Source organism: Mycobacterium sp. shizuoka-1 (assembly GCF_002723835.1).
Lineage (GTDB): Bacteria > Actinomycetota > Actinomycetes > Mycobacteriales > Mycobacteriaceae > Mycobacterium.
This window is the reverse complement of the sequence record NZ_BEWG01000031.1, coordinates 74,211-99,205: the sequence shown is the minus strand read 5'-3', so window position 1 is coordinate 99,205 and position 24,995 is coordinate 74,211. Positions and strand designations below refer to the sequence as shown.

Sequence of the window (24,995 nt, the reverse complement as noted above, 5' to 3'; positions counted from 1 at the left end):
CCATCGACTCGTTGTGGTGGCCGCACGAGATCCCGAGCGCGCCAAGGACTTCGCCGGCGCGTACGGAGTCGAGCGGGTCGCCGCCGGCTACGCCGACGTGATCGGCGACGACGAGGTCGACGTGGTGTACAACCCGCTCGCCAACGCCCTGCACGCGCCGTGGAACCTGGCGGCGATCACGGCGGGCAAGCCGCTGCTGACCGAGAAACCGTTCGCGCGCAATCACGGTGAGGCACACGCGGTCGCGGAGGCGGCCGCTGCCGCCGGCGTCAGCGTGCTGGAAGGCTTCCACTACCTGTTCCATCCGGTGGCCCGGCGGATGTTCGAGCTGTCCGCTGGCGGTGAGCTGGGCGAGGTCCGTCATGTCGAGGTGCGGATGGCGATGCCGCCGCCTGCCGCCGAGGACCCGCGCTGGTCGCTGGATCTGGCCGGCGGGGCGCTGATGGACCTGGGCTGTTATGGCCTGCACATCATGCGCCGGATCGGCGCCCTCGGGCTGGGTCGGCCGGCGATCAGCGCCGCGCACGCCTCGCAGCGCACGCCCGGCGTGGACGAGTGGTGTGACGTCGAGGTGCGCTTCCCGTCGGGCACCACCGGCCTGTCCGCCAACACGATGACGGCGCCGACTTATTCGTTCACCTTCACCGTGGTCGGCACCAAGGGTGAGGCCATGGCGCACGACTTCATCAGACCGCACCTCGACGACCGGATCACCGTGCGGACCGCGGCCGGCACCCGGGTGGAGCACCTGGGCACTCGGCCGTCGTACACGTTCCAGCTCGAGGCGTTCGCGGCGCATGTGCAGCACGGCGCCCCGCTGCCGATCGGTCTCGACGACGCCGTGCAGAACATGCAGTACGTGGATGCCGCCTACCGCGCAGCCGGGATGTCGGAGCGCTGACCGGGGGTTCTGCCTCGGGCCGTCGTGCGGCACGATGACAGCCATGCCACAGACCTTCCCCGACGGGCATTGGGGCAACGAAGACATCTCACCGCTGTTCAAGCCGTTCCTGGCAGTGGCGTCGTCGCCGCTGGGCTCTCGCTTCATCCGGCTGCTGGTGCCGCTGGATCGCCGGGTGCTGCGCGCCACCGGCGGCAAATACACCCTGTTCGGGCCGACTTCGCTGCCCGAGTTGCTGTTGACCACCACGGGCCGCAAGTCGGGCCGGCAGCGGCTGTCGGCGCTGAGCTACCTGCGCGACGGCGAGAGCCTGCTGGTCCTCGGCAGCAACTTCGGCCAGCAGCATCACCCGGCGTGGAGCGCGAACCTGATCGCCGACCCGCACGCCGTCGTCGCGATCAACGGCGTCGAGGTCCCGGTGACCGCCACCTTGCTGACCGGATCCGAGCGGGACCGCGGGCTGGCGCGCTTCCTGGCCTATCCGATGTACCAGTCGTATCGCACCCGCACCGACCGTGAGCTGAGGCTGTTCGCGCTGACGCCGCGGTAGCTCAGCGGCCGAGCTCGTGGGACAGGGCTTCGAGCTCGTCGCCGCCGGCCATCTGCTGGGTGAGGTGTTCCAGGGTGATGTCGTCGTAGGTGCAGTCCAGCTTCTGGCGGCCGCGGTTCAGCAGGACGAAGTGGTCGCCGACCATGTGCGCGTGATGCGGGTTGTGGGTGATGAACACGACGCCGAAGCCGGCCTCCTTGGCCGCGGTGATGTATTTGAGTACCACGCCGGACTGCTTGACGCCGAGCGCGGCGGTCGGCTCGTCAAGGATCAGCACCCGCGCGCCGAAGAACACCGCCCGCGCGATCGCCACACACTGGCGCTGACCGCCGGACAGCGAGCCGATCGGCACGTCGACGTCGGGTAGATCGATACCCATCTTGGACAGTTCGGACAGCGTGGTGGCCCGCATCGCGTTGGCGTCGAGCGACCATGGGAAGCTCTTCTTGCGAATCTCCTGGCCCAGGAAGAAGTTTCGCCATACCGGCATCAGCGGCACGACGGCGAGGTTCTGATAGACGGTGGCGATGCCCTTGTTCAGGGCGTCGGCAGGTGAGGTGAACCGGGTCGGTTCGCCGTCGACCATCAGTTCACCCTCGGTCTGCTGATGCAACCCGGCGATGATCTTGATCAGCGTCGACTTGCCCGCCCCGTTGTCACCGAGGATGCCGGTCACCTCGCCGGCGTGCACCCGCAGCGAGATGTCTTTCAGGGCGGTGATGTTGCCGTAGCTCTTGCCGACGTTCTTGAGCTCGACGAGCGGCACCTTGCCGCCGGACGGCGCTTCTTCGGTGGGGCGGTCCATGGTCGCGGTCACTTCTCTCTCACCTCTTGGCGGCGTAGTTACGGAAGGCGTTGTTGGCGATCACCGCGAACAGCAGCATGGCGCCGAGGAAGAACTTGAACCAGTCCGGGTTCCACCCCGCGTAGACGATGCCCTGGTTGGTCATCCCGAAGATGAATGCACCGATGGCCGCGCCGACGGCAGTGCCGTAGCCGCCGGTGAGCAGGCACCCGCCGATGACGGCGGCGATGATGTAGAAGAACTCGTTGCCGATGCCCTGGCCGGACTGAACGGTGTTGAACGCGAACAGCAGATGCATGCCGACGAACCAGGCACAGAAGCCGACGAACATGAACATTCCGATTTTCACCTTGGTCACCGGCACGCCGACGGCGCGGGCGCTGTCCGCATCCCCGCCGACCGCGAAAATCCAGTTTCCGATCCGGGTCTTGAACAGCACCCAGGTGGCCACCGCCGTGAACACCAGCCACCACACCACGGTGATGCGGATGCTGACCCCGAAGAGCGTGAACGACGACGCGAACACCTTCTGCGCCGAGTCCCAGCCCTGCATGTCGCTGACACTCTGAGTGGCGACCTGCCCGGCCAGGAGCTTGGTCACCGCGAGGTTGATACCGGCGAGCATGAAGAAGGTACTCAGGGTGATGAGGAACGACGGGATCTTGGTTTTCATCACCAGGAAGCCGTTCAGGAATCCGACGCCCAGCGCCAGGATCAGCGCCAGCCCGGCGCCGGCCCACAGGTTGAGATGCAGGTTGTAGGACAACATCGACGCCGCCAGCGAGCTGAAGGTCACCGCGACCCCGGTGGACAGGTCGAACTCACCGCCGATCATCAGTACCGCGACGCCGCACGCCATGATCCCGATGGTGGAGCTGGCATACAGGACGGTGGCCAGCGACGACGCCTGCCGAAACGGTTCCGCGACGACCAGGAAGAACACGAAGATGCCGATGGCCCCGATGCCCGCACCCATTTCGGGCCGAATCAGCAGACGTTGCAGCCGGTTTCGTTCCTTGACCCGTTCGTCTCGGACAACGTCGTGTGACAGCGTCACGTCGGATTGAGTACTCATCACATTTCTCTCTTCTTCGCGCAAGAGCTCATCAGCGTGTTCCGTTCTGGGCGTACTGCGCGACGGCATCGATGTTCGACTTGTCGATGAACGACGGACCCGTCAGCGTCGGCTGGTTGCCGCCGATCACGTTGCCGTTGCTGAGGTAGAGCCACAGGGAATCGACGGCGAGGTAGCCCTGTAGGAACGGCTGCTGGTCCACGGCCCATTGCACGCTTCCGTTCTTGATCGCGTCGACGAGTGCGGCGTTGGTGTCGAAGGTCGCGACCTTGGCACTACTGCCCGCGTTCTTGATCGACTGAACGGCGGTCAGCGCGAAGGGCGCTCCCAGCGTCAGAACCGTGTCGATGCTCGGATCCTGTTGCAGCTTGGCGGTTATCGTCGACTCCACCGACGGCATGTCCTTGCCGTTGACGTTGAGGACTTCAGTCGCCGGGAAGGTGTTCTTCACACCGGCGCACCGCGCTTCGAGATCGACGTGGCCCTGTTCCTGGATGACGCACACGACCTTCTTGGCACCATCGGACTGCAACCGTTTGCCCGCCTCCTGGCCCGCGATGTAACCATCCTGGCCGAAATACTCTTTGACCCCCATCGCCTGCCAGGCGTCCAGGCCGGCGTTGAAGGCGACCACCGGAATGCCCTTGGCCGCAGCGCTCTGCACGGCGGCCTTCATCGCATCCGGCTTGGCCAGCGTCACGGCAATACCCTTGACGCCGCTGTCGATCGCGCTCTGGACCAGATTGGCCTGCGCGGGCGCCTCAGGATCGCTGGAGTAGCGGAGCTCAATGTTGTCCTTCTTGGCAGCGGTCTCGGCCCCCTTGCGCACCAGGTCCCAGAACGAGTCGCCGGGCGCCTCGTGGGTGATCATCGCGATCGTCATCCGGGGCGTGTCGACGGTGCCGCCGCCCGAGCCGCCGCCGTTGTCGCGGGGCTTACCCCCGGTGGCAGAACAGGCCGCGAGCCCGATGACCAGCGCGCTCGCTCCTGCCACGGCCGCTAGCCGGTTGAACCTCATGACGACTCCTTGTCCATCGCGCACGTCACGCCGATTCCTCGATGTAATACGGCTCACAGCGGAAAGTCAAGACTTTGTTAGGACATTTGGACTGCAGGTCAAATGTTAGGGTGCTGCGATGAGCGACTTCGAGCTCGCAGTCTGCGCCGAGATGGTGTTCGCCGACCTGCCGCTTGTGGAGCGGGTGCGGCGCATCGACGAACTGGGCTTCGCGGTGGAGATCTGGAGCTGGCACGACAAGGACCTGGCGGCACTGTCCGCCACCGAGGCACGATTCTCCTCGATGACGGGCTACCTGCACGGCGATCTGATCGATCCGGCGAGCGCCGACGAGGTCGTGCGAACCGCCGAGCTGAGCATCAAAGCCGCTGAGACACTGGGGGTTCCGCGACTCAACCTGCACACCGCCGAGCTGGTCGGCGGACAGGCGGCCAGGCCACGCCAGCGCGTCACCGGGACGATGTGGTTGACGGCGCAGCGCGCGCTGGAGCGGATCGGCGACCTCGGCGCGGCCGCCGGCGTGATGTTCTGCGTGGAGAACCTCAACACGATCGTCGACCACCCCGGGGTGCCCCTGGCCCGCGCCAAGGACACCCTGGCACTCGTCGAGGGCGTGGGCCATCCCAACGTCAGGATGATGCTGGATCTGTACCACGCCCAGATCGGCGAGGGGAACCTCGTCGAACTCGTCCGTCGATGCGGTCCCGCCATCGGTGAGATCCAAGTGGCCGATGTGCCCGGCCGCTGCGAGCCGGGCACCGGCGAGATCCACTACCCCGCGATCGCGGCGGCGCTGCGCGACATCGGCTATACCGGCCCGATCGGACTGGAGGCGTGGGCTTCCGGCGACAGTGCCGCCGCGCTGCACGCGTTCCGCGCAGCGTTCTCCGCACCGGGTACCGCCACTCAGTAGCGCGCCCACCGAACGATCACGGTGCCGTCGGCGCCCACCAGGATGCCCCTGCGCTGCATGGCGATCTCAACGTGGTGATCGGCCGCCGCGATGCGGCGCGCCGGCCCGGCCACCAGTTTGGGGCTCGTGGTCAGGCACAGTTCGTCGATCTCGTTGTCCGACACCAACTGCGAGAAGAACGTCGGGCCGCCTTCGACGAGCACCCGGTTGAGCCCCAGTTCGGCCAGCCCCTGCCGGATCGCGGCCGAACCGACGCGAGTCCCGGCGATCTCGAACACCTGGGCCCCGGACTGCTTGAGTGCCCGCCGCGCCGCGGGGTCGGCACCGGTGGCGACGAACACCACCGGCGGCACGGCCGAATCGGCCAACAGCGTCGGCGCGACGACACCGCGACTGGACACCACCGCCACGCGCAGCCCCGGCGCCAACCCCCGGGACAACCGCCACGCCTGGGCGTCCGCCGCCACCTGCAGATCGACGTACGGCGCGGACCTCGCAGTTGTCGCGCCGACCAGGATCACGTCGGCGACCTCACGCAGCCGGGTGAACACCCGGCGATCGGTCGGGGTGCCCAGGTTTCGCCCGGCTCCGTCCAGCGTCACCGCCCCGTCGATGCTTGCGATGAAGTTCGCCCGAAACACCGGCCGGCACAGACCCTGCGGATAGGCCAGCAGATCGCGCAACGCGTCGTCGGTGAGCGACTCAGCCTCCAAGACGGTCGACTGCCCGACCCCGGCGACCGCGGTCACAGCGGCACACTCATATCGCGACGCACCCGTGCCGCAGCGGCGGTGGCCGGCTCCCGACTGACGAAGAACAGCGCCGTCAGCGCCCCCAGCGCCGCGGCCGACAGCGGCAACCACATCGACTGCGCCATCGCGGCGGCCAGCGCGGCCCTCGTCCATTCGTCACCCAGAAGCGCGGCTGTCAGCGCGGCCACACTGGCCGTGGACAACGCACCCCCGAGTTGCCGCGCGGTGTTGCACAACGCCGATCCCGCACCGGCCACGTCCGGCGGGAGTGCGCGGGATGCGATGACCGCCAACGGTTCCCAGGTGAATGCGCCGGCTACACCGACCAGCGTCAGCGGCACCACCAATCGCCACACCGGGGTGCTGGGCGCCATCCCCATCGCCAGCCACAGCAGGGCGGCCGCGAGCAACGCGAACCCGAAGACCACGACCGGCCCCGGATGCACCCGGTCGACCAGACGGCCGACCGCCGGTGCCAGGGCGACGGTCGCCAGCGCCATCGGCGCGCTCAGCAGCGCCGCGCCGATCGGCGACAGCCCACGCCCGTCCTGCAGGAAGATCATCAGCGGGACGACGAACGCGACGAACGCGAAGCTCACCAGACCGATCCCGGCGGTGGACAGCACGAAGTTCCGGTGCGCGATCAGCCGCAGCGGGATCAGCGGCTCATCCGGCGCAACTGCCTGCCAGACGACGAAGGCCGCGATCGCGACCAGGCCCGCGAGCATCGCGGTCCAGATCGTCGGCGACCAGTCCGCTCGGCCCTGCTGCAGTCCGAACACAACGAGACCGATGCCGACCGCCGACAGCAGTGCACCGATCAGGTCGAGCTGCAGCGGCCGGCCGGGCAAGGCGGGCACCAACCACATGGCGAGGGCGAGCCCGCCCAGACCGATCGGGACGTTGATCAGAAAGATCCACTGCCAGCCGAACCCGTCGAGCACCACACCGCCGAGGATGGGTCCCGCCAGCAGACCGACTCCGGTGGTGGCGCCCCAGACTCCCATCGCTCGGCCGCGCCGCTCGGGCGGGAACATGCGCGTGACCGCGGTGAAGATCTGCGGTGCCAGCAGGGCGGCTCCCACCCCCTGCGCGACCCGGGCCGCGATCAACATGTCGATCGAGGACGCCGTACCGCACCCCAACGAGGACGCACTGAACAGCGCCAGACCGAGCAGATAGACGCCCTTAGGCCCGAACCGGTCGCCGAGCCGTCCGCCGACCAACAGCAGTGCCGCGAACGCCAGCAGGTAGCTGGTCGACACCCACAGGATGTCGCCGTAGCTGACGCCGAATGCGTTCTTCAGCACCGGATTGGCCACCGCGACAGCGGTGGAGTCGACCACGATCAGGAACAGGCCGATCATCAGCACCCACAAGGCGCGGAACGGATGACTCTGTGTCACTGTCCCCCCGCCGTCCACGACGCAGCCGGAAAGTGAAAGTGTCACACGCGTCAGGCGGGTTGGTTGATCGAATCAGAATTCTCGAATCGCCAAGGTGGCGTGCGTATTTCGTTCGCCGATCTTGATCCGATTTGCCATGGCAGCCGCCCGCTCGCAATTCCGCAGGGTGCATGCCGCACCGACCGATCTCGAGGAGTTCGCCGAAACTGCGACTCAGCGGTCGACGAGCGTGGTGTCGAAGTAGTAGCGGGACGCGCGATAGCAATGGGTCCCGAATTCGACGGCGCGCCCGGAATCGTCGAATGCGGTGCGATCCATCGTCAGCAGCGGCGCGCCTGGCTTCTCATCGAGCAGCCGCGCCTCACCGCGGCTGGCGGCCTTGGCCCCGATGCGCTGGCTGGCCAGCCGGATGTGCACACCGCGCGCACGCAGCGATTGGTAGAGCCCGCTTCGTTCGAGTTCCTCGGCTTCCGGGGCGATTTCGACCGGAAGGTAGTTGATCATCAGCGCCAGCGGCTCGCCGTTGGCGCACCGCAGCCGCTTGATGCAGGCGACCTGGCGGTCTGCGGCCAGGCTCAGCTCTCGGGCGACGTCGTCGCCGGGCGGCCCGACGTGGTATTCGAGCAGCTGAGTGGTCGGTTCCTGTCCGGCGCGCGAGAGGTCGTCGAACAAGCTGGTGAGTTCGACCCGGCGGTGGACCGGATTCTGGACGACCTGGGTCCCGACCCCGCGTTTACGCACCAGCAGGCCCTTGTCGACGAGCTCCTGGATCGCCCGCCGCGTGGTGGGCCTCGACAGGGTGAGTCGCTTGGCCAATGCCAGCTCATTCTCGAATCGATCACCGGGCGCAAGTTCGCCACTACGAATGGCCGCCTCGATGGCCTGGGCCAGCTGGTAGTACAGCGGAACGGGGCTTGACCTGTCCAGTTCAACCGCCAACGGCACATCGGCTCCGATCTCGAACTCGAAATCACAACAGTAGCTGCAGTCTAACATTGATTGACTAAAAGATAGAATGTCAGGACAAAGTATTGACAGACTGCTGTGGCGGAGGGCACAGTCGTAGCACGTCCCCATCGAGCCCTGAAGAGAGCTGACGTGACCACTACCCCGCCCTTCGACGTCCTTGCCATCGGGCGCAGTGGCGTCGACATCTACCCGCTTCAGGTCGGGGTCGGCCTGGACAAGGTGGAATCGTTCGGCAAGTTCCTCGGCGGCAGTGCGGCCAACGTCGCGGTCGCCGCCGCCCGGCTGGGAAACCGCACCGCACTCATCTCCGGAGCAGGAGCCGACCCGTTCGGCACATTCGTGCGCGCCGAGTTGGACCGACTGGGAGTCGACAACCGCTACGTCGCGGTGCACCCGAAATACCCGACGCCGGTGACGTTCTGCGAAATCTTCCCGCCGGACGATTTCCCGCTGTACTTCTACCGCAAGCCGAGCGCACCCGACCTGCAGATCACCGCTGGTGACCTCGACCTCACCGCCATCGCCGAGGCGCGGCTGTACTGGTCCACGGTCACCGGATTGTCCGAGGAGCCCAGCCGCAGTGCGCATTTCGCCGCGTGGGAGTCGCGCGCACGCGCACCGCTGACCGTTCTCGACCTCGACTACCGGCCGATGTTCTGGCAATCCCCCGCCGCGGCGTCCGAACAGGTGCAGCGCGCGCTGACCCACGTCACGATCGCGGTCGGAAACCGGGAGGAGTGCGAGATCGCGGTCGGAGAAACCAACCCGCACAAGGCAGCCGACGCCCTGCTCGACCTTGGTGTGCAACTGGCGATCGTCAAACAAGGCCCCCGCGGCGTTCTGGGCAAGACCCGTAGCGCCTCGGTCACCGTGCCCCCGATCGACGTCGACGTGGTCAACGGCCTCGGCGCGGGCGACAGCTTCGGTGGCAGTCTCTGCCACGGCCTGCTGCGCGGCTGGCCGTTGGAGAAGACGTTGCGCTACGCCAACGCCGCCGGTGCGATCGTCGCCACCCGCCTGGAGTGTTCTACGGCGATGCCGACGGCCGACGAGGTCGCCGCGCTGGCCGAGCAGATCGCCGTGGAGGCGGTCAATGTCTAGCGCCTGCAAGGACTACGCCGACATCACCGAACTGCGCGCCGCCGACCCGGCCGCGATCGCGCGGGCCTGGCAGGATCGCACCACCCGGCCCGCCGTCCGCGGCAACGGCCGGCTGATGATCGTCGCGGCCGACCACCCGGCCCGCGGTGCGCTGGCGGTGGGGTCGCGGCCCACCGCGATGAACAGCCGCACCGACCTGCTCGACCGGCTGCGCACCGCTCTGGCCGATCCCGGGGTGGACGGGGTGCTGGCCACCTCCGACATCCTCGACGACCTGCTGTTGCTGGGCGCGCTCGAAGACAAAGTGGTGTTCTCGTCGATGAACCGCGGCGGTCTGGCCGGCGCGTGCTTCGAGCTCGACGACCGGATGACCGCCGCCACCGCGGAGTCGACCGCCGCGGCGAAGATGAACGGCGGAAAAATGCTGTGCCGCATCGACCTCGGCGACCCCGGGACGGTGGCCACCCTGGCCGCGTGCGCGCAGGCCGTCGACGCGTTGGCCGCGCACGGCCTGATCGCGATGGTCGAGCCGTTCCTGTCCAGCCGGGTGGACGGCAAGGTGCGCAACGACCTGACGCCGGACGCGGTGATCAAGTCCATCCACATCAGCCAGGGGCTGGGATCCACCTCGGCCTACACCTGGATGAAGCTGCCAGTGGTCGCCGAGATGGACCGCGTGATGGACTCCACGACGTTGCCGACTCTGCTGCTCGGCGGCGACCCAACCGATCCCGACGAAGCGTTCGCCAGCTGGGAGAAAGCCCTGTCCCTGCCGTCGGTGCGGGGATTGATCGTGGGACGCACACTGCTCTATCCCGCCGATGACGATGTCAGCTCGGCGGTGGCCACCGCCGTGTCGATGGTGAGGTCAGGGGCGAGCGCAGCGACGGGAAAGATCTGAGAGATGAACAGCAAGTACTTCATTCCCGCGCGCAGCGCCGAGCTGCCGTTCACCGTCGACGTCACTCCCGAGTCCGCCGGCTGGGCGGAGTCCTCGCTGCAGGTGGTAGAGCTGGACGACAGTCAGACCATAGAGTTGACCACCGGCGGCACCGAGGTCATGATCCTGCCGTTGTCGGGGGGCGGCAGGATCGACTGTGGCGAAGACACATTCGAGCTGTCGCGGCGCGAATCGGTCTTCGACGGGCCGGCCGACATGGTCTACCTCGGTATCGACCAGACCTACATCATGTCCGGTGAAGGCCGCTTCGCGATCTGCGGCGCCCGAGCGGCCCGCTCGTTCCCGAACCGCCGGGTTGCCGCGGCCGACGTGCCCGTCGAGTTGCGCGGGGCGGGTAACTGCAGCCGTCAGGTGCACAACTTCGGTACCGCAACCACATTCGAGGCCGATTCGCTGATCGCCTGCGAAGTGATCACCCCCGGCGGCAACTGGTCGAGCTACCCGGCGCACAAGCACGAGGAGAACACCGAGTCCGAAACCCAGCTGGAGGAGATCTACTACTTCGAGATCGCCGACAGTCCCGCAGGCACTCCCGGGTTCGGCTTTCACCGGGTGTACGGCACCCCGCAGCGGCCGATCGAGGTGCTCGAAGAGGTCCGTTCCGGTGACGTGGTGCTGGTCCCACACGGCTACCACGGCCCGTCGATCGCCGCACCCGGTCACCACATGTACTACCTCAACGTGATGGCCGGCTCCGGCCCGAACCGAGCATGGTTGATCTGCGACGATCCCAATCACACCTGGCTGCGCGGCAGCTGGGAGCACCAGGAGATCGACCCCCGGCTGCCGATGGGCAGCCCGTCCGGCCAAGGAGTCTGACCGTGGTATCGACCGCCCCGAAGGGACACGAGAAGCTCGCCGACACCGAAGCCACTGTGCGGCTCACTGTCGCGCAGGCCACGATTCGCTTCCTCGCCAACCAGTACGTGGAACGCGATGGCGTGCGGGCCAGATTCTTCGCCGGGTGTCTGGGCATCTTCGGCCACGGCAACGTGGCCGGGATCGGACAGGCACTGCTGCAGGACGAGGTGGACGCCGTCGCCGCCGGCCGCGAGCCTGGGCTGAAGTATGTCCTCGGCCGCAATGAGCAGGCCATGGTGCACACCGCGGTCGCCTACGCGCGGCAGAAGGACCGGCTTCAGACCTGGGCCGTCACCGCCAGCGTCGGACCCGGCTCCACCAACATGCTGACCGGTGCCGCGCTGGCGACCATCAACCGGTTGCCGGTACTGCTGCTGCCCGCCGACACGTTCGCGACCCGGGTCAGCTCCCCCGTACTCCAGGAACTCGAACTGCCGTCGTCCGGTGATGTCACGGTCAACGACGCGTTCAAGCCGCTGTCACGCTACTTCGATCGGGTGTGGCGTCCCGAGCAGTTACCCGCCGCCCTGCTCGGCGCGATGCGGGTGCTGACCGATCCCGTCGAGACCGGGGCGGCGACGGTGTCGATCCCCCAGGACGTCCAGGCCCAAGCCCACGACTGGCCGGAATCGCTGTTCGCCGAACGCACCTGGCACGTCGCCCGGCCGCTGCCGGAGCGGTCGGTGCTCGCGCGGGCCGCCGAGATCATCGCCGCGGCGACCAAGCCGTTGATCATCGCCGGTGGCGGCGTGCACTATTCGCAGGCCGAGGATGCGCTGGACGCGTTGGCCGCACAGACCGGCATCCCGGTCTGTGAAAGCCAGGCAGGCAAAGGATCAGTGCGTTTCGACCACCCGCAGTGTGTCGGTGCGGTGGGCTCGACAGGCACCACCGCCGCCAACGCGCTGGCCGCCGATGCCGATGTGATCATCGGGATCGGCACCCGCTACAGCGATTTCACCTCGGCATCGCGCACCGCGTTCAACAACCCCGATGTGCGGTTCGTCAACATCAACGTCGCCTCGCTGGACTCGGTCAAGCAGGGCGGCGTCAGCGTGGTCGCCGACGCGCGCGAGGCCATCGAAGCCCTCGGTCCGGCGCTCGTCGGGTACACCGTCGGCGACGAATACCGCTCCCGGGTAGCCGAATTGGCCGCCGACTGGGAGGCCACGGTGTTGTCGGCCTGCGCAACGGAGGACGGCCAGCAGCTCAACCAGAACCAGGTCATCGGACTGGTGAACACGCTGTCGGACCCGCGCGACGTCGTGGTGTGCGCGGCGGGGTCGATGCCCGGTGATCTGCACAAGTTGTGGCGCACCCGCGACCGCAAGGGCTACCACGTCGAATACGGCTACTCCTGCATGGGCTATGAGATCGCCGGCGGCATCGGCGTGCGGATGGCCGCACCCGATCGCGACGTGTTCGTCATGGTCGGTGACGGCTCGTATCTGATGATGGCCACCGAGCTGGCGACCGCCGTGCAGGAGGGGGTCAAGATCATCGGAGTCCTGGTGCAGAACCACGGCTTCGCCTCGATCGGCGGCCTGTCGGAGTCGCTGGGCTCACAGCGGTTCGGCACCGCCTACCGCTACCGCGGCACCGACGGCAGGCTCGACGGCGCCACACTGCCGGTCGACCTGGCCGCCAACGCCGCCAGTCTGGGTGCCGACGTCATCAAGGTGACCACGGCCACCGAGTTCGCCGATGCGATCAAGGCGGCCAAGGCAGCCGAGCGCGTCACGGTCATTCATGTCGAGACCGATCCCCTGGTCTACGCCCCGGACAGCCAGTCCTGGTGGGACGTGCCGGTCAGTGAGGTCTCCACGCTGGACTCCACTCAACAGGCTCACCAGCGCTACGCCGAGTGGAAGAACGTCCAACGCCCCCTTGTCAATCCGTCCGACCGCTGAGGACGTCATCGTGGGCAACATTCTCGTCGGATCCGCGCCGGACTCCTGGGGCGTGTGGTTTCCCGACGATCCACACCAAACTCCCTACACCCGTTTTCTCGACGAGGTCGCGGCCTGCGGGTACCGGTGGATCGAGCTCGGTCCGTTCGGCTACTTGCCCACCGACCCTGTCCGCCTGGCCGACGAACTCGCCGCGCGCTCGCTGAGTCTCTCGGCCGGAACGGTTTTCGAGCGGCTGCACCAGGACGACTCGTGGTCGGCGGTATGGAAACAGATCGAGGATGTCGCGCAACTGACCGCAGCCGTGGGCGGGAAGCATGTCGTGGTGATTCCGGAGATGTGGCGCGACCCGTCCTCTGGCGCGGTGCTGGAGGACCGCACCCTGACCGCCGAGCAGTGGCGCCAGAAGACCCAGGGCATGAACGAACTCGGCAAGGCGATGTTCGAACAATATGGGGTCCGGGCGCAGTACCACCCCCACGCCGACAGCCATGTCGACACCGAAGAGAACGTGTACCGCTTCCTCGACGGCACCGACGGCGAGTTCGTCAACCTCTGCCTGGACACCGGTCACATCTCCTACTGCGGTGGCGACAACATCGCGATCATCCGCCGCGCTCCGGAGCGCATCGGCTATCTGCACCTCAAGCAGGTCGACCCCGAGGTGCGGGCCAAGGTCGAGGCCGAGGACCTGCCGTTCGGGGAGGCCGTGAAGCTCGGCGCGATGACCGAGCCACCGCACGGTATCCCGGACATGCCCTCGCTGCTCACCGAGATCGAGAACCTCGGCATCGACGTGTTCGCGATCGTCGAGCAGGACATGTACCCCTGCGAGGTGGACGCGCCGCTGCCTATCGCCACCCGCACCCGCAGCTACCTCGGGTCGTGTGGGGTTCCCGCCGTCCGCTTCTAGATCAGGAGAGTGACCGCCATGGCTGAGCTTCGGGTCGCCGTCCTCGGCGTCGGAGTGATGGGCGCCGACCACGTCGCCCGCATCACCGGCAGGATCAAGGGCGCCCGGGTGGCCGTCGTCAACGACTACGTCACCGAGAAGGCCGAGCAGATCGCAGCCGGTATCGAGGGTTGCCGGGCCGTCGCCGACCCGCTCGATGCGATCGCCGATCCGCAGGTGGATGCGGTGGTGCTGGCCACGCCGGGCCCGACGCACGAGAAGCAGCTGCTGGCCTGCCTCGAGCACGGCAAGCCGGTGATGTGCGAGAAACCGCTGACCACCGATGTCGAGACCTCGCTGGAAGTGGTCAAGCGTGAAGCCGAACTGGGCCGCAAGCTGATTCAGGTCGGCTTCATGCGGCGGTTCGACGACGAGTATGCCGCCCTCAAAGCCATGGTCGTCGCCGGCGAGCTCGGTACCCCGCTGGTCATGCACTGCGCGCACCGCAACCCTGCGGTGCCGTCCGGCTTCGACAGCGCGATGGTGGTACGCGACAGCCTCGTGCACGAGGTCGACGTCACGCGGTTCATGTTCGACGAGGAGATCAGCACCATCCAGATCGTGAAGCCGGCGGCCAATCCCGCTGCGCCGCAAGGCCTGGCCGATCCCCAGATCGCGATCCTGCGGACCAGCAGCGGCAAACATGTGGACGTCGAGCTGTTCGTCACCACTGGCGTCGGCTACGAGGTGCGTACCGAGGTCGTCTGCGAAAAGGGCAGCGCCATCATCGGTCTGGATGTCAACGTGGTACGGAAGTCCGCGCCGGGCACCTGGGGCGGACAGATCACCCCAGGCTTTCGCGAGCGCTTCCGGCGCGCCTACGACACCGAGATCCAACGCTGGGTCGACGCGGTCGCCCGCGGCGTGAATGTCGACGGCCCGGGCGCCTGGGACGGCTATGCCGCGGCTGCGGTGTGTGCGGCGGGCGTCGAATCGCTGGAGACGGGCCTGCCCGTCGCGGTGGCGATGGTAGACCGCGCCTCCATCGCGGGGGCCTGACGAAATATCGCGCCGGCGGGTAGGTGTTGGTTCTGACGAACCCGACACGAGGAGTGGGACGATGACGGCTACGCACGGCACGGCGATCGACGGCAGCATCGCTCTGGTCACCGGGGCCAACCGCAGCCTCGGGCGCGCATTCACCAAGGCCTTGCTCGACCGCGGGGCCACCAAGGTCTACGCCGCCGCCCGCAACCCGGCGGGCATCGACTTCGACGATTCGCGAGTGGTACCGATCGCCGTGGACATCACCGACGCCGGCGCGGTCCGCGCCGCCGCGCAGAACTGCACTGACGTGTCGGTGTTGATCAACAACGCCGGCGCCATGTTGGCCTCGCCGTTTCTGACCGCCGAGGACCCCGACGCCGCCCGCATCGAGATGGAGACCAACTACTTCGGCACGCTGGCGATGGCCCGGGCGTTCGCCCCCGTCCTGGCGGCGCAACCGAACGGCAGCGCGCTGGTGAACATGCTCTCGGTGGTCAGCTTCTTCGTCTCCCCGTTCAATGCGTCCTACGGCGCGTCAAAGGCCGCGCAGTGGGCGTTGACCAACGCTCTGCGCATCGAACTGCACGGCCAGGGCACCCATGTCGTCGGCGTGCACGCCGGTTTCATCGACACCGACATGGCCGGGGTGATCACCACCGGCAAGATCGCGCCCGAGGACGTGGCCGCTCAGACGATGGACGCCATCGAAAGCGGCGCCCCCGAAGTGCTGGCCGACGAGCGGACGCGGGCCATCAAGAACGCGGTGCCCACCGACCAGACCTCGATCTATCCCGATCTCCAGAAGGCCTGGGACGCCGGCGACAATCCCTGGCGGAAGTGACGACCCAACGGGCAAGATGCCCGCATGGACACCAGCTTTGCAGCCCCAGCAGGTCCGCTTCCGGCGTATCAGGCGCGGCCGAGTGGCAGCGGCCCGTGGCCGGGTGTCGTGATCGTGCACGACGCGATGGGGATGACCCGCGATGTCAAGCGCATCACCGACCGGTTCGCCGACAACGGCTATCTCGCGATCACACCGGCGTTGTACCACCGCGGCAACCGGTTGCTGTGCGTGGTGCGCACACTGCAGGCGTTCCGCAACGGGCGTGGCACCGCGGTCGATGACCTGATCGCCGCGCGTGACCATCTCGTCGCCGATCCGCAGTGCACCGGCAAGGTCGGCATCATCGGGTTCTGCATGGGCGGCGGGTTCTGCCTGGTGCTCGGGCCGAGCGGAATGTTCGACGCCTCGGCACCCAACTACGGTGAATGGCCCAAAGATGTCTCGGCCATCCCGAATTCGTGCCCGACCGTGGCGAGCTATGGGGCCAAGGACCCGATGCTCAAGGGGGCGGCGGCGAAGCTGGAGAAGATGCTCGCCCCAGGCGACGTGCCGCGCGACATCAAGGAGTACCCGAACGTCGGGCACTCGTTCATGAACGACTGGGACATCCCCGCGCCGATGAAGACCATCGCCGGTGTGGCGGGGATGGCCTATTCGCAGCCCGAGGCAGAGGACGCCTGGCAACGAATCCTGGCGTTCTTCGGCGAGCACCTCAGCTGACGGCGGGCGCCAAGGCTGTAACTGCCGTGACGAATCGCGAGTGACGATGTCGACAGCTACAGCCTCGGCGTAACCGTCAGAGGATGTAGAGCATCTCCTGGTAGGTCGGCAGCGGCCACAGGTCGTCGGCCACCAAGCCTTCCAACGCATCGGCTGCCGCGCGCACCGCATCCATCTTCGGCAGCAGGCTCTTGGCGTGGGCGGCTTCCTCGGCGGCGGAATCTCCACCGTGCTCGGCCAGGCCCTCCTTGAGCGCGGCCAGCGCCGCGGTCAGCTCCGAGATCGGTGCCGAAACCGCCTGCAGCAGCGTCATATCCGGCTCGACACCGGCAGCCTTGAGCGTGGCCACGTTCTGCGCCAGCTCGGTCTGGTAGCGGATGGCCGCCGGCAGCACCACCGTCGAGCCGATCTCCAGGGTCAGCTTCGCCTCGACCCCGATCGTCAATGCGTAGGTCTCGTACCGGACCTCCACGCGGCTGTGCAGCTCGCGCGCATTGAAGACGCCGTACTTCTCGAACACCTCGATGGCTTCCGGCGTGACCAGCTGCGGGATGGCATCCAGCGTGGTCTTCAGGTTCGGCAGCCCGCGCTCGGCGGCCTCGATCTGCCAGTTCTCCGAATAGCCATCGCCGTTGAAGACCACCGCGCCGTGCTCGGTGATGATCTCGGTCAGCAGTTTCTGCACCGCCGAATCGAAGTCCTCACCGGAGGCGACGGCCGTCTCGAGCGCGCTCGCCATGTAGTCCAGCGAGTCGGCCATGATCGTGTTCAGGATGATCATCGGCACGTTGATCGTCTGGCCCGATCCCGGTGCACGGAACTCGAAACGGTTGCCGGTGAACGCGAACGGGCTGGTGCGGTTGCGGTCGCCCGGATCGGTCGGCAGCTCCGGCAGGGTGTCGACGCCGATGATCATGCTGCCCTTGCCCTTCGACGACGTCGCCGCACCCTTGGCGATCTGATCGAAGACGTCGGCGAGCTGCTCGCCGAGGAAGATCGAGATGATCGCCGGCGGAGCCTCGTTGGCACCGAGGCGGTGGTCGTTGGTGGCCGAAGCCACCGACACCCGCAGCAAGCCGCCGTACTTGTGCACGGCGCGGATGACCGCCGCGCAGAACACCAGGAACTGGGCGTTCTCGTGCGGGGTGTCGCCCGGCACCAGCAGGCTGCCGAACTGGGCGTTGCCCATCGAGAAGTTGACGTGCTTGCCCGAGCCGTTGACGCCGGCGAACGGCTTCTCGTGGAACAGGCACTCCATGCCGTGCTTCTTGGCGATGTTGCGGAACGTCGTCATCAGCAGCTGCTGGTGGTCGGCGGCGATGTTGGCCCGCTCGAACATCGGCGCGATCTCGAACTGGCCGGGCGCGACCTCGTTGTGCCGGGTCTTGGCCGGGATACCGAGCTTGAACAGCTCGCGCTCGGTGTCCATCATGAACGCCAGCACCCGGTCGGGGATCGAGCCGAAGTAGTGGTCGTCGAACTCCTGGCCCTTGGGCGGCTTGGCGCCGAACAGGGTGCGCCCCGCGTTGATCAGGTCGGGGCGGGCCAGGAAGAAGTGCCGGTCGACCAGGAAGTACTCCTGCTCCGGTCCGCAGAACGACACGATGTGGTCGAAGTCCTTGTGCCCGAACAGCTTCAGAATCCGCTCGGCCTGCGCGCCCATGGCCTGCTGGCTGCGCAGCAACGGGGTCTTGTAGTCCAGTGCTTCACCGGTCATCGACACGAACACCGTGGGGATGCACAGCGTGTTGCCGTTCGGGTTCTCCAGAATGTAAGCCGGGCTGGTGACGTCCCACCCCGTGTAGCCGCGCGCCTCGAACGTGCTGCGCAGCCCGCCGGACGGGAAGCTCGACGCGTCGGGCTCGCCCTGGATCAGGGTCTTGCCGGCGAATTCGGCCAACGTCTGGCCGTCGGAGACCGGCTCGAGGAAGCTGTCGTGCTTCTCGGCGGTCAGCCCGGTCATCGGGTAGAACACGTGCGCGTAGTGGGTGGCGCCCTTGGACAACGCCCAGTCCTTCATCGCCGAGGCGACGGAATCGGCGACCGCGGGATCGAGCTTGACGCCCTTCTCGATCGTCGCGACCACCGACTTGTAGACCGACTTGGGCAACCGAAGCCGCATCTCGGCCAGGGTGAACACGTTCGATCCGAAGATCTCGCCGGGCTCTTCAGCGGGGTCGAAGCTGATGGCCGGAGGCTCATAGCCCTCGACGTTGATGATCGCCTGGAGGCGCGCCGCATTACCGCTCAACTGTCTTTCCTCTTCCAACCCAGATGCCCGCGTCTGATGTACGGGCAAGTGACCGGCCCACGGTAGGTCGCGTTCATGCCAAACTCGTTACGCCCGCGTCAACGTTAGAATGCGGCGCTGATCGTGGAAAACTTCCCGCAAATTCAATTTGAGCAAACAAATGCAAATTAAGAGGAGCATATCTGCATGTTAATGCATCAAAATGCAAAATAAATTTAACGTCCCGTTTCCACCCAGCAAGGTTGTAAGCGTCGTATAACCAGAGTTACGGAGGTTTCGGATTCAACTTCTATGGGGGTATCCATGTTTGGTTCATCTGTTGTCGCACCCGTTGCGTTGTGTACTGCCATCGCCGTGGCCGCACCGATACCTGATCCCGGCGGTTCGCGGTTCCCCTCGGGGACCACATCGGCGACCGCAGTCCAGCTCACGAGCCTGGACAGCGTCGATTGGCATCGAACAGCGCCGGCCTCGGCCGGTGCCGTGCCCAGCGGCTCAGTTCCCTTCGGCCTGCCACAGGTCCTCGCGATCATGACCGCGCTGGCCGCCTTCAACCCGGACTCTGCGGCGACGATGCAATTCATCAACACGGCACTGCTCGACGAACTGGCTCAGGGGACGCCGTTGGGCGAAGCCATGGTCAATGTCAGCCTGTTGCTGTACCCACCGACCGACGGCAATATGGACACGCCCGCCACGGCGGTCCTGACGCAATTGGGTCCGATGTTGATGTTGGCGCCTGCCGTGATCAGCGGTGCGATGACAGTGCTGGCAGCAATTCCGGAGGCTGTCATTCCGGTCATGGGGGCGGTGGTGGTAGCCGTCGTCAAAAGCGCCGCCGCGGTGGGTTCGGACGGATTCGCAGCCACCGTGCAGGCCGGTCTCTACGACGTGATGACCGCCGCCGCCAAGGGAATAGCCACGATGGTCAACGTGGTCAAGGCCGTGTTGCAGGACATCTCGGCCGTCCTGACCGGCGGATCGACCGCGACCAACCCGGCCCCCGCCGCGGCCGCGGGATTGCGTGTGGCGGGCCGCGTTGAGGAATCCGGCAAGACGGCCGCACCAAGCACGACGAAGCGCGCCCCCGCCGCCGCCAAACCGGCCCGAGGCGTTGGGGGCCCGCGGCCGAGGCACTCGACATCGGCGCCGGCCGCGGCGACCAGCAGCCGGTCGGCCGATTCGGATCGCGCGGCCGGCAAGCGCGACTCCCGCCCGGCGGCCACGAAGGGCACCGGCAAGTCGGCCCGTTAGTGCCGACGGTCGGGCTGGCCGCCTAGATTTGAGGGCATGGGCACCGACCGCGACATCCCCGCCGACTACGACGAGCACGCGCTGCACGTCGGCCCGCCCAGGCACGAGGCGGCCGGGGTGAAGGCGGTAATGGTCAGCATGCAGCGCGGGCTGGCCGAAATGGGACCGGTCCGCACGCTGGCGACGCTGTCGCGCCTCAACCAGCGGCACGGCTTTGACTGCCCGGGCTGCGCCTGGCCGGAGGAACACGGCGGCCGCAAGCTGGCCGAATTCTGCGAGAACGGCGCCAAGGCGGTCGCCGAGGAGGCCACCAAACGCCGGGTCACCCCCGAGTTCTTCGCCCGTCATTCGGTGGCCGAGCTGGCTGCCAAGCCCGAGTACTGGCTGTCCCAGCAGGGGCGGCTCACCCACCCGATGGTGCTGCGGCCCGGCGAGCAGCACTACGCCCCGATCGAGTGGGACGACGCATACCGGTTGATCGCCGAGCACCTGCACGCCCTCGGCTCCCCGCACGAAGCCGTCTTCTACACCTCCGGGCGTACCAGTAACGAGGCAGCGTTCCTCTACCAACTGTTGGTGCGCAGCTTCGGCACGAACAACCTGCCGGACTGCTCCAACATGTGCCACGAGTCGTCGGGCACCGCGCTGATCGATTCGATCGGCATCGGTAAGGGTTCGGTGACCGTCGACGACGTCGAGCACGCCGATGTCATCGTCATCGCCGGCCAGAACCCGGGCACCAACCATCCGCGGATGCTGTCGGTCCTGGAGAAGGCAAAAGCCAACGGGGCCAAGATCATCGCGATCAACCCATTGCCCGAGGCGGGCCTGATCCGGTTCAAGGACCCCCAGAAGGTGAACGGCGTCGTCGGGCACGGGGTGGCGATCGCCGATGAGTTCGTGCAAATCCGCATCGGCGGGGACCTCGCACTGTTCAAGGGTCTGGGCCGGCTGCTGGTGGAGGCCGAGGACCGTGCCCCCGGCACCGTCATCGACCGCGAGTTCATCGCCGCGCACTGCCACGGGTTCGACGACTACCTCACCGACGTCCGCACCGTCGACCTGGACACCGTCACCGAAGCCACCGGAATCTCCCGCAGCCAACTCGACCGGATCGCCGGCATGCTGGCGGAATCGCAACGCACCATCGTCTGCTGGGCCATGGGTATCACCCAGCACACCCACGCGGTGGCCACCATCGCCGAAATGACGAACCTGCTGTTGTTGCGCGGGATGATCGGCAAGCCCGGAGCCGGGGTGTGCCCGGTCCGCGGGCACTCCAATGTCCAGGGCGATCGCACGATGGGCATCTGGGAGAAAGTCCCCGAGACTTTCCTGACCGCCCTGGACACCCGCTTCGGCATCATCAGTCCCCGCAAGCACGGCTATGACACCGTTGACGCCATCCGGGCGATGCGCGACGGGCGCGCGTCGGTGTTCCTGGCGATGGGCGGCAACTTCGCCTCGGCCACCCCGGACACCGCGGTGACCGAAGCGGCTTTGCGGAATTGTGCGCTGACCGTTCAGGTTTCCACCAAACTCAACCGCAGCCATGTGGTGCACGGCCGCACCGCCCTGATCCTGCCGACATTGGGCCGCACCGACCGCGACCTGGTGAACGGCCGCAAACAGGTTGTCTCCGTCGAGGATTCGATGTCGATGGTGCACCTGTCGCGGGGCAGCCTGACCCCGCCCAGCGACGAAGTCCGCAGCGAAGTGGCCATCATCTGCCGGCTCGCGCGCACCGTGCTCGGCGCCGATCACCCGGTGCCGTGGGAGACCTTCGCCGCCGACTACGACACCATCCGCGACGCGATCGCCGCCGTGGTGCCCGGATGCGCCGACTACAACACCAAAGTGCGTCAACCCGACGGGTTCCAATTGCCGCACCCGCCACGCGACTCGCGCGAATTCCCCACCCTCACGGGCAAGGCCAACTTCGCCGTCAACGAACTCCAGTGGGTGCCGGTGCCGCCGGGGCGGCTGGTGCTGCAGACCCTGCGCAGCCACGACCAGTACAACACCACCATCTACGGTCTCGATGACCGCTACCGCGGGGTCAAGGGCGGCCGCCGCGTGGTGTTCGTCAACCCGGCCGACATCGAAGCGCTGGGGCTGCGCGCGGACGACCGCGTCGACCTCGTCTCGGAGTTCACCGACGGCCAGGGCGACCTCCAGGAGCGGCGCGCCGAGGATTTCCTGGTCGTCCCCTACTCCACCCCGGTCGGCAACGCCGCGGCCTACTACCCCGAGACGAATCCCCTGGTCCCCCTGGATCATGTTGCCGCCAGGTCGAATACACCGGTGTCGAAGGCTGTGGTGATCCGCCTGGAGCGCGCCAGGGGGGACTCACCATGGGGCGGGTGACCGCCCGGCGGCGGGCCAGCCATCTCACCGACGGCAGCGCCACCGACCGCCCCGAGACCCTCGTCGTCGAGGAACCGTTGGAGATCCGGGTCAACGGCTCGCCGCTGACCGTCACGATGCGCACGCCTGGCTCGGATGTCGAACTGGCACAGGGTTTCCTGCTCACCGAGGGGGTGATCACCCACCGCGACGACGTGCTGACCGTGCGCTACTGCCGCGGTGCGGACGACGATGGCGCGAACACCTACAACGTCCTGGACGTGACACTGCGGCCGGACCTCCCCGCCCCGGACGTCGATGTCACCCGCAACTTCTACACCACCTCGTCGTGCGGCGTGTGCGGCAAGGCATCGATCGACGCCGTCCGGCTGACCAGCCGCCACCCACCCGGTGACGACCCCTCGCTGGTCGACGCCACGACGTTGACCGCGATGCCCGGCCAGCTGCGTTCGGCACAAAAGGTTTTCGCCAGCACCGGTGGGTTGCACGGTGCCGCGCTGTTCGGCATCGACGGCACCATGCTCGCCGTCCGTGAGGATGTCGGCAGGCACAACGCCGTCGACAAGGTGATCGGGTGGGCGCTCGAATCCCGCCGCGTACCGCTGGCCGGAACCGTGCTGCTGGTCAGCGGGCGGGCATCGTTCGAACTGACCCAGAAGGCGGTGATGGCCGGCATTCCCGTGCTGGCCGCGGTGTCCGCACCGTCCTCGCTCGCCGTCGACCTCGCCACCCAGTCAGGCCTGACGCTGGTCGCCTTCCTGCGTGGCGATTCGATGAACGTCTACAGCAGGCCCGACCGCATCACGCAGTAACCGAAATCAGTTGTTGCCCGGAATCGCGGTCGGCGCGGGCGGAGCCTTCACCGTCGGAGAGAAGCTGTTGGGGCCACCGCCGTCCGAGCCCTTCTCCGTCGGCATCGGCGACGGCGCCATGGTGCTGGTGGCCGGCGTCGTGGTGGTGGGCGTCGTGGTGCTCGTCGTCGGCGCTTCTTTTTCGTTGGAGCTACAGGCCGTGGTGATAGCCAGCATGCCGACAGTGACGGCTACAGCAGCCACCGCGGATCGGTGGCGAAGTGTCTTCATAAGAAAGACCGTACGACGCCTAGGCGGACTTGTCGCGACGCTCGGGGCGAGCCGGCTTGCGCGGCACGATCGTGGGCAGGACGTTGTCCTGGACGGTCTCCTTGGTCACCACGACCTTGGCGACGTCGTCGCGGCTGGGGATGTCGTACATCACCGGCAGCAGGACTTCCTCCATGATCGCGCGCAGCCCGCGGGCGCCGGTGCCGCGATGGATGGCTTGATCGGCGATCGCGTCGAGCGCGTCGTCGGCGAACTCGAGCTCGACGCCGTCCATCTCGAACAGCCGGGTGTACTGCTTGACCAGAGCGTTCTTCGGCTTGGACAGGATCTGCACCAAAGATTCCTTGTCCAGGTTGGTCACCGAGGCCACCACCGGCAGACGACCGATGAACTCCGGGATCAGACCGAACTTGATCAGGTCTTCGGGCATCACCTCGGCGAAGTGATCCTGGGTGTCGATCTCGGCCTTGGACTTCACCTCGGCGCCGAAACCGAGCCCACGCTTGCCGACCCGGTCGGAGACGATCTTCTCCAGCCCGGCGAACGCACCGGCCACGATGAACAGCACATTGGTGGTGTCGATCTGGATGAATTCCTGATGCGGGTGCTTACGACCGCCCTGCGGCGGGACCGACGCCTGGGTGCCTTCCAGGATCTTCAGCAGGGCCTGCTGGACGCCCTCACCGGAGACGTCGCGGGTGATCGACGGGTTCTCGCTCTTGCGGGCGATCTTGTCGACCTCGTCGATGTAGATGATGCCGGTCTCGGCCCGCTTGACGTCGTAATCGGCGGCCTGGATCAGCTTGAGCAGGATGTTCTCGACGTCTTCACCGACGTAACCGGCCTCGGTGAGGGCCGTCGCATCCGCTATCGCAAACGGGACATTGAGCATCTTGGCCAGCGTCTGCGCCAGGTAGGTCTTGCCGCAGCCGGTCGGGCCGAGCATCAGGATGTTGGACTTGGCCAGCTCCACCGGCTCCGCGCGGGAGTCACGGTGCTTCTCCTGGGCCTGGATGCGCTTGTAGTGGTTGTAGACCGCCACCGCCAGCGTGCGCTTGGCGGTGTCCTGCCCGATGACGTAGCTCTCGAGGAACTCGCGGATCTCGGCCGGTTTGGGCAGCTCATCGAGTTTGACGTCGTCGGCGTCGGCCAACTCCTCTTCGATGATCTCGTTGCACAGATCGATGCACTCGTCGCAGATGTAGACGCCCGGGCCCGCGATGAGCTTCTTCACCTGCTTCTGACTCTTACCGCAGAACGAGCACTTCAGCAGGTCACCGCCGTCTCCGATACGCGCCATGGTGGTGGGGTCCTAC

The 24,995-nt window shown here is 67.0% G+C and carries 23 protein-coding genes; 14 read left to right on the top strand and 9 right to left on the bottom strand.

Annotated elements, in window-relative coordinates:
* A partial coding sequence (locus tag MSZK_RS10960) for a Gfo/Idh/MocA family protein (RefSeq protein ID WP_233211227.1) occupies window positions 1–901 on the top strand: 901 nt, incomplete at its 5' end.
* A gap of 43 nt (window positions 902–944) precedes the next feature.
* Complete coding sequence (locus tag MSZK_RS10955; RefSeq protein WP_099247741.1) at window positions 945–1,451, top strand: nitroreductase family deazaflavin-dependent oxidoreductase; 507 nt, start codon at window positions 945–947, stop codon at window positions 1,449–1,451.
* A 1-nt stretch (window position 1,452) separates the two neighbouring features.
* Here MSZK_RS10955 and MSZK_RS10950 read toward each other — a convergent pair whose 3' ends face one another.
* The 3 genes from MSZK_RS10950 to MSZK_RS10940 are packed head-to-tail and all read right to left on the bottom strand — an operon-like array spanning window position 1,453 to window position 4,349.
* Window positions 1,453–2,256 (bottom strand): ATP-binding cassette domain-containing protein, encoded by an 804-nt coding sequence (locus MSZK_RS10950; protein ID WP_371411319.1) that lies wholly within the window; start codon window positions 2,254–2,256, stop codon window positions 1,453–1,455.
* A gap of 19 nt (window positions 2,257–2,275) precedes the next feature.
* Complete coding sequence (locus tag MSZK_RS10945; protein ID WP_099247643.1) at window positions 2,276–3,331, bottom strand: ABC transporter permease; 1,056 nt, start codon at window positions 3,329–3,331, stop codon at window positions 2,276–2,278.
* 31 nt (window positions 3,332–3,362) lie between these two features.
* A complete protein-coding gene (locus tag MSZK_RS10940; RefSeq protein WP_099247641.1) occupies window positions 3,363–4,349 on the bottom strand; it encodes a substrate-binding domain-containing protein in 987 nt (328 codons plus the stop codon).
* A gap of 118 nt (window positions 4,350–4,467) precedes the next feature.
* On the opposite strand from MSZK_RS10940, the gene MSZK_RS10935 reads away from it, so the two are divergent.
* Complete coding sequence (locus MSZK_RS10935) at window positions 4,468–5,262, top strand: TIM barrel protein (protein ID WP_099247639.1); 795 nt, start codon at window positions 4,468–4,470, stop codon at window positions 5,260–5,262.
* On the opposite strand, the gene MSZK_RS10930 is transcribed toward MSZK_RS10935, so the two are convergent.
* From MSZK_RS10930 to MSZK_RS10920, 3 genes are all read right to left on the bottom strand, one after another.
* The gene (locus MSZK_RS10930) at window positions 5,256–6,011 is read right to left on the bottom strand and encodes a dihydrofolate reductase family protein (protein ID WP_099247637.1); all 756 of its coding nucleotides are present in this window, start codon (window positions 6,009–6,011) and stop codon (window positions 5,256–5,258) included. The genes MSZK_RS10935 and MSZK_RS10930 overlap by 7 nt on opposite strands.
* The gene (locus tag MSZK_RS10925) at window positions 6,008–7,420 is read right to left on the bottom strand and encodes a DHA2 family efflux MFS transporter permease subunit (RefSeq protein ID WP_233211226.1); all 1,413 of its coding nucleotides are present in this window, start codon (window positions 7,418–7,420) and stop codon (window positions 6,008–6,010) included. Before MSZK_RS10925 ends, MSZK_RS10930 begins: the two co-directional genes overlap by 4 nt.
* A gap of 213 nt (window positions 7,421–7,633) precedes the next feature.
* Entirely contained in the window at window positions 7,634–8,416 is a 783-nt protein-coding gene (locus MSZK_RS10920; RefSeq protein WP_304528949.1) for a GntR family transcriptional regulator, read from the bottom strand.
* A gap of 102 nt (window positions 8,417–8,518) precedes the next feature.
* On the opposite strand from MSZK_RS10920, the gene iolC reads away from it, so the two are divergent.
* From iolC to MSZK_RS10880, 8 genes are all read left to right on the top strand, one after another.
* Window positions 8,519–9,490: a 5-dehydro-2-deoxygluconokinase gene (gene iolC / locus MSZK_RS10915; protein ID WP_099247635.1), complete on the top strand. Its 972-nt coding sequence runs from the start codon at window positions 8,519–8,521 to the stop codon at window positions 9,488–9,490.
* The gene (locus MSZK_RS10910; protein ID WP_099247633.1) at window positions 9,483–10,391 is read left to right on the top strand and encodes an aldolase; all 909 of its coding nucleotides are present in this window, start codon (window positions 9,483–9,485) and stop codon (window positions 10,389–10,391) included. The genes iolC and MSZK_RS10910 overlap by 8 nt, the downstream gene beginning before the upstream one ends.
* Before the next feature lie 3 nt (window positions 10,392–10,394).
* Window positions 10,395–11,270, top strand: coding sequence for a 5-deoxy-glucuronate isomerase (gene iolB / locus MSZK_RS10905; RefSeq protein WP_099247631.1), 876 nt, complete (start codon window positions 10,395–10,397; stop codon window positions 11,268–11,270).
* Window positions 11,271–11,272: 2 nt separating this feature from the next.
* Window positions 11,273–13,222, top strand: coding sequence for a 3D-(3,5/4)-trihydroxycyclohexane-1,2-dione acylhydrolase (decyclizing) (gene iolD, locus MSZK_RS10900; protein WP_099247629.1), 1,950 nt, complete (start codon window positions 11,273–11,275; stop codon window positions 13,220–13,222).
* 10 nt (window positions 13,223–13,232) lie between these two features.
* On the top strand, window positions 13,233–14,135 hold the full coding sequence (locus MSZK_RS10895; protein WP_099247627.1) for a sugar phosphate isomerase/epimerase: 903 nt from the start codon (window positions 13,233–13,235) through the stop codon (window positions 14,133–14,135).
* An 18-nt stretch (window positions 14,136–14,153) separates the two neighbouring features.
* On the top strand, window positions 14,154–15,173 hold the full coding sequence (locus MSZK_RS10890; protein ID WP_099247735.1) for a Gfo/Idh/MocA family protein: 1,020 nt from the start codon (window positions 14,154–14,156) through the stop codon (window positions 15,171–15,173).
* Between the two features lie 61 nt (window positions 15,174–15,234).
* Window positions 15,235–16,002, top strand: coding sequence for an SDR family oxidoreductase (locus tag MSZK_RS10885; protein ID WP_099247625.1), 768 nt, complete (start codon window positions 15,235–15,237; stop codon window positions 16,000–16,002).
* Window positions 16,003–16,026: 24 nt separating this feature from the next.
* Window positions 16,027–16,725, top strand: a complete 699-nt coding sequence (locus MSZK_RS10880; RefSeq protein WP_099247623.1) for a dienelactone hydrolase family protein — start codon at window positions 16,027–16,029, stop codon at window positions 16,723–16,725.
* A gap of 76 nt (window positions 16,726–16,801) precedes the next feature.
* Here MSZK_RS10880 and MSZK_RS10875 read toward each other — a convergent pair whose 3' ends face one another.
* Complete coding sequence (locus tag MSZK_RS10875) at window positions 16,802–18,976, bottom strand: glutamine synthetase III (RefSeq protein WP_099247621.1); 2,175 nt, start codon at window positions 18,974–18,976, stop codon at window positions 16,802–16,804.
* Window positions 18,977–19,330: 354 nt separating this feature from the next.
* On the opposite strand from MSZK_RS10875, the gene MSZK_RS10870 reads away from it, so the two are divergent.
* The 3 genes from MSZK_RS10870 to fdhD are packed head-to-tail and all read left to right on the top strand — an operon-like array spanning window position 19,331 to window position 23,409.
* Entirely contained in the window at window positions 19,331–20,230 is a 900-nt protein-coding gene (locus tag MSZK_RS10870) for a hypothetical protein (protein WP_099247619.1), read from the top strand.
* Between the two features lie 36 nt (window positions 20,231–20,266).
* On the top strand, window positions 20,267–22,597 hold the full coding sequence (locus MSZK_RS10865; RefSeq protein WP_099247617.1) for an FdhF/YdeP family oxidoreductase: 2,331 nt from the start codon (window positions 20,267–20,269) through the stop codon (window positions 22,595–22,597).
* Entirely contained in the window at window positions 22,585–23,409 is an 825-nt protein-coding gene (gene fdhD / locus MSZK_RS10860; protein ID WP_099247615.1) for a formate dehydrogenase accessory sulfurtransferase FdhD, read from the top strand. The genes MSZK_RS10865 and fdhD overlap by 13 nt, the downstream gene beginning before the upstream one ends.
* Window positions 23,410–23,415: 6 nt before the next feature.
* Here fdhD and MSZK_RS10855 read toward each other — a convergent pair whose 3' ends face one another.
* Both MSZK_RS10855 and clpX read right to left on the bottom strand, forming a co-directional pair.
* The gene (locus MSZK_RS10855) at window positions 23,416–23,679 is read right to left on the bottom strand and encodes a hypothetical protein (protein WP_099247613.1); all 264 of its coding nucleotides are present in this window, start codon (window positions 23,677–23,679) and stop codon (window positions 23,416–23,418) included.
* A gap of 19 nt (window positions 23,680–23,698) precedes the next feature.
* Window positions 23,699–24,979, bottom strand: a complete 1,281-nt coding sequence (gene clpX, locus MSZK_RS10850; RefSeq protein ID WP_099247611.1) for an ATP-dependent Clp protease ATP-binding subunit ClpX — start codon at window positions 24,977–24,979, stop codon at window positions 23,699–23,701.
* Between the last annotated feature and the right edge of the window lie 16 nt (window positions 24,980–24,995).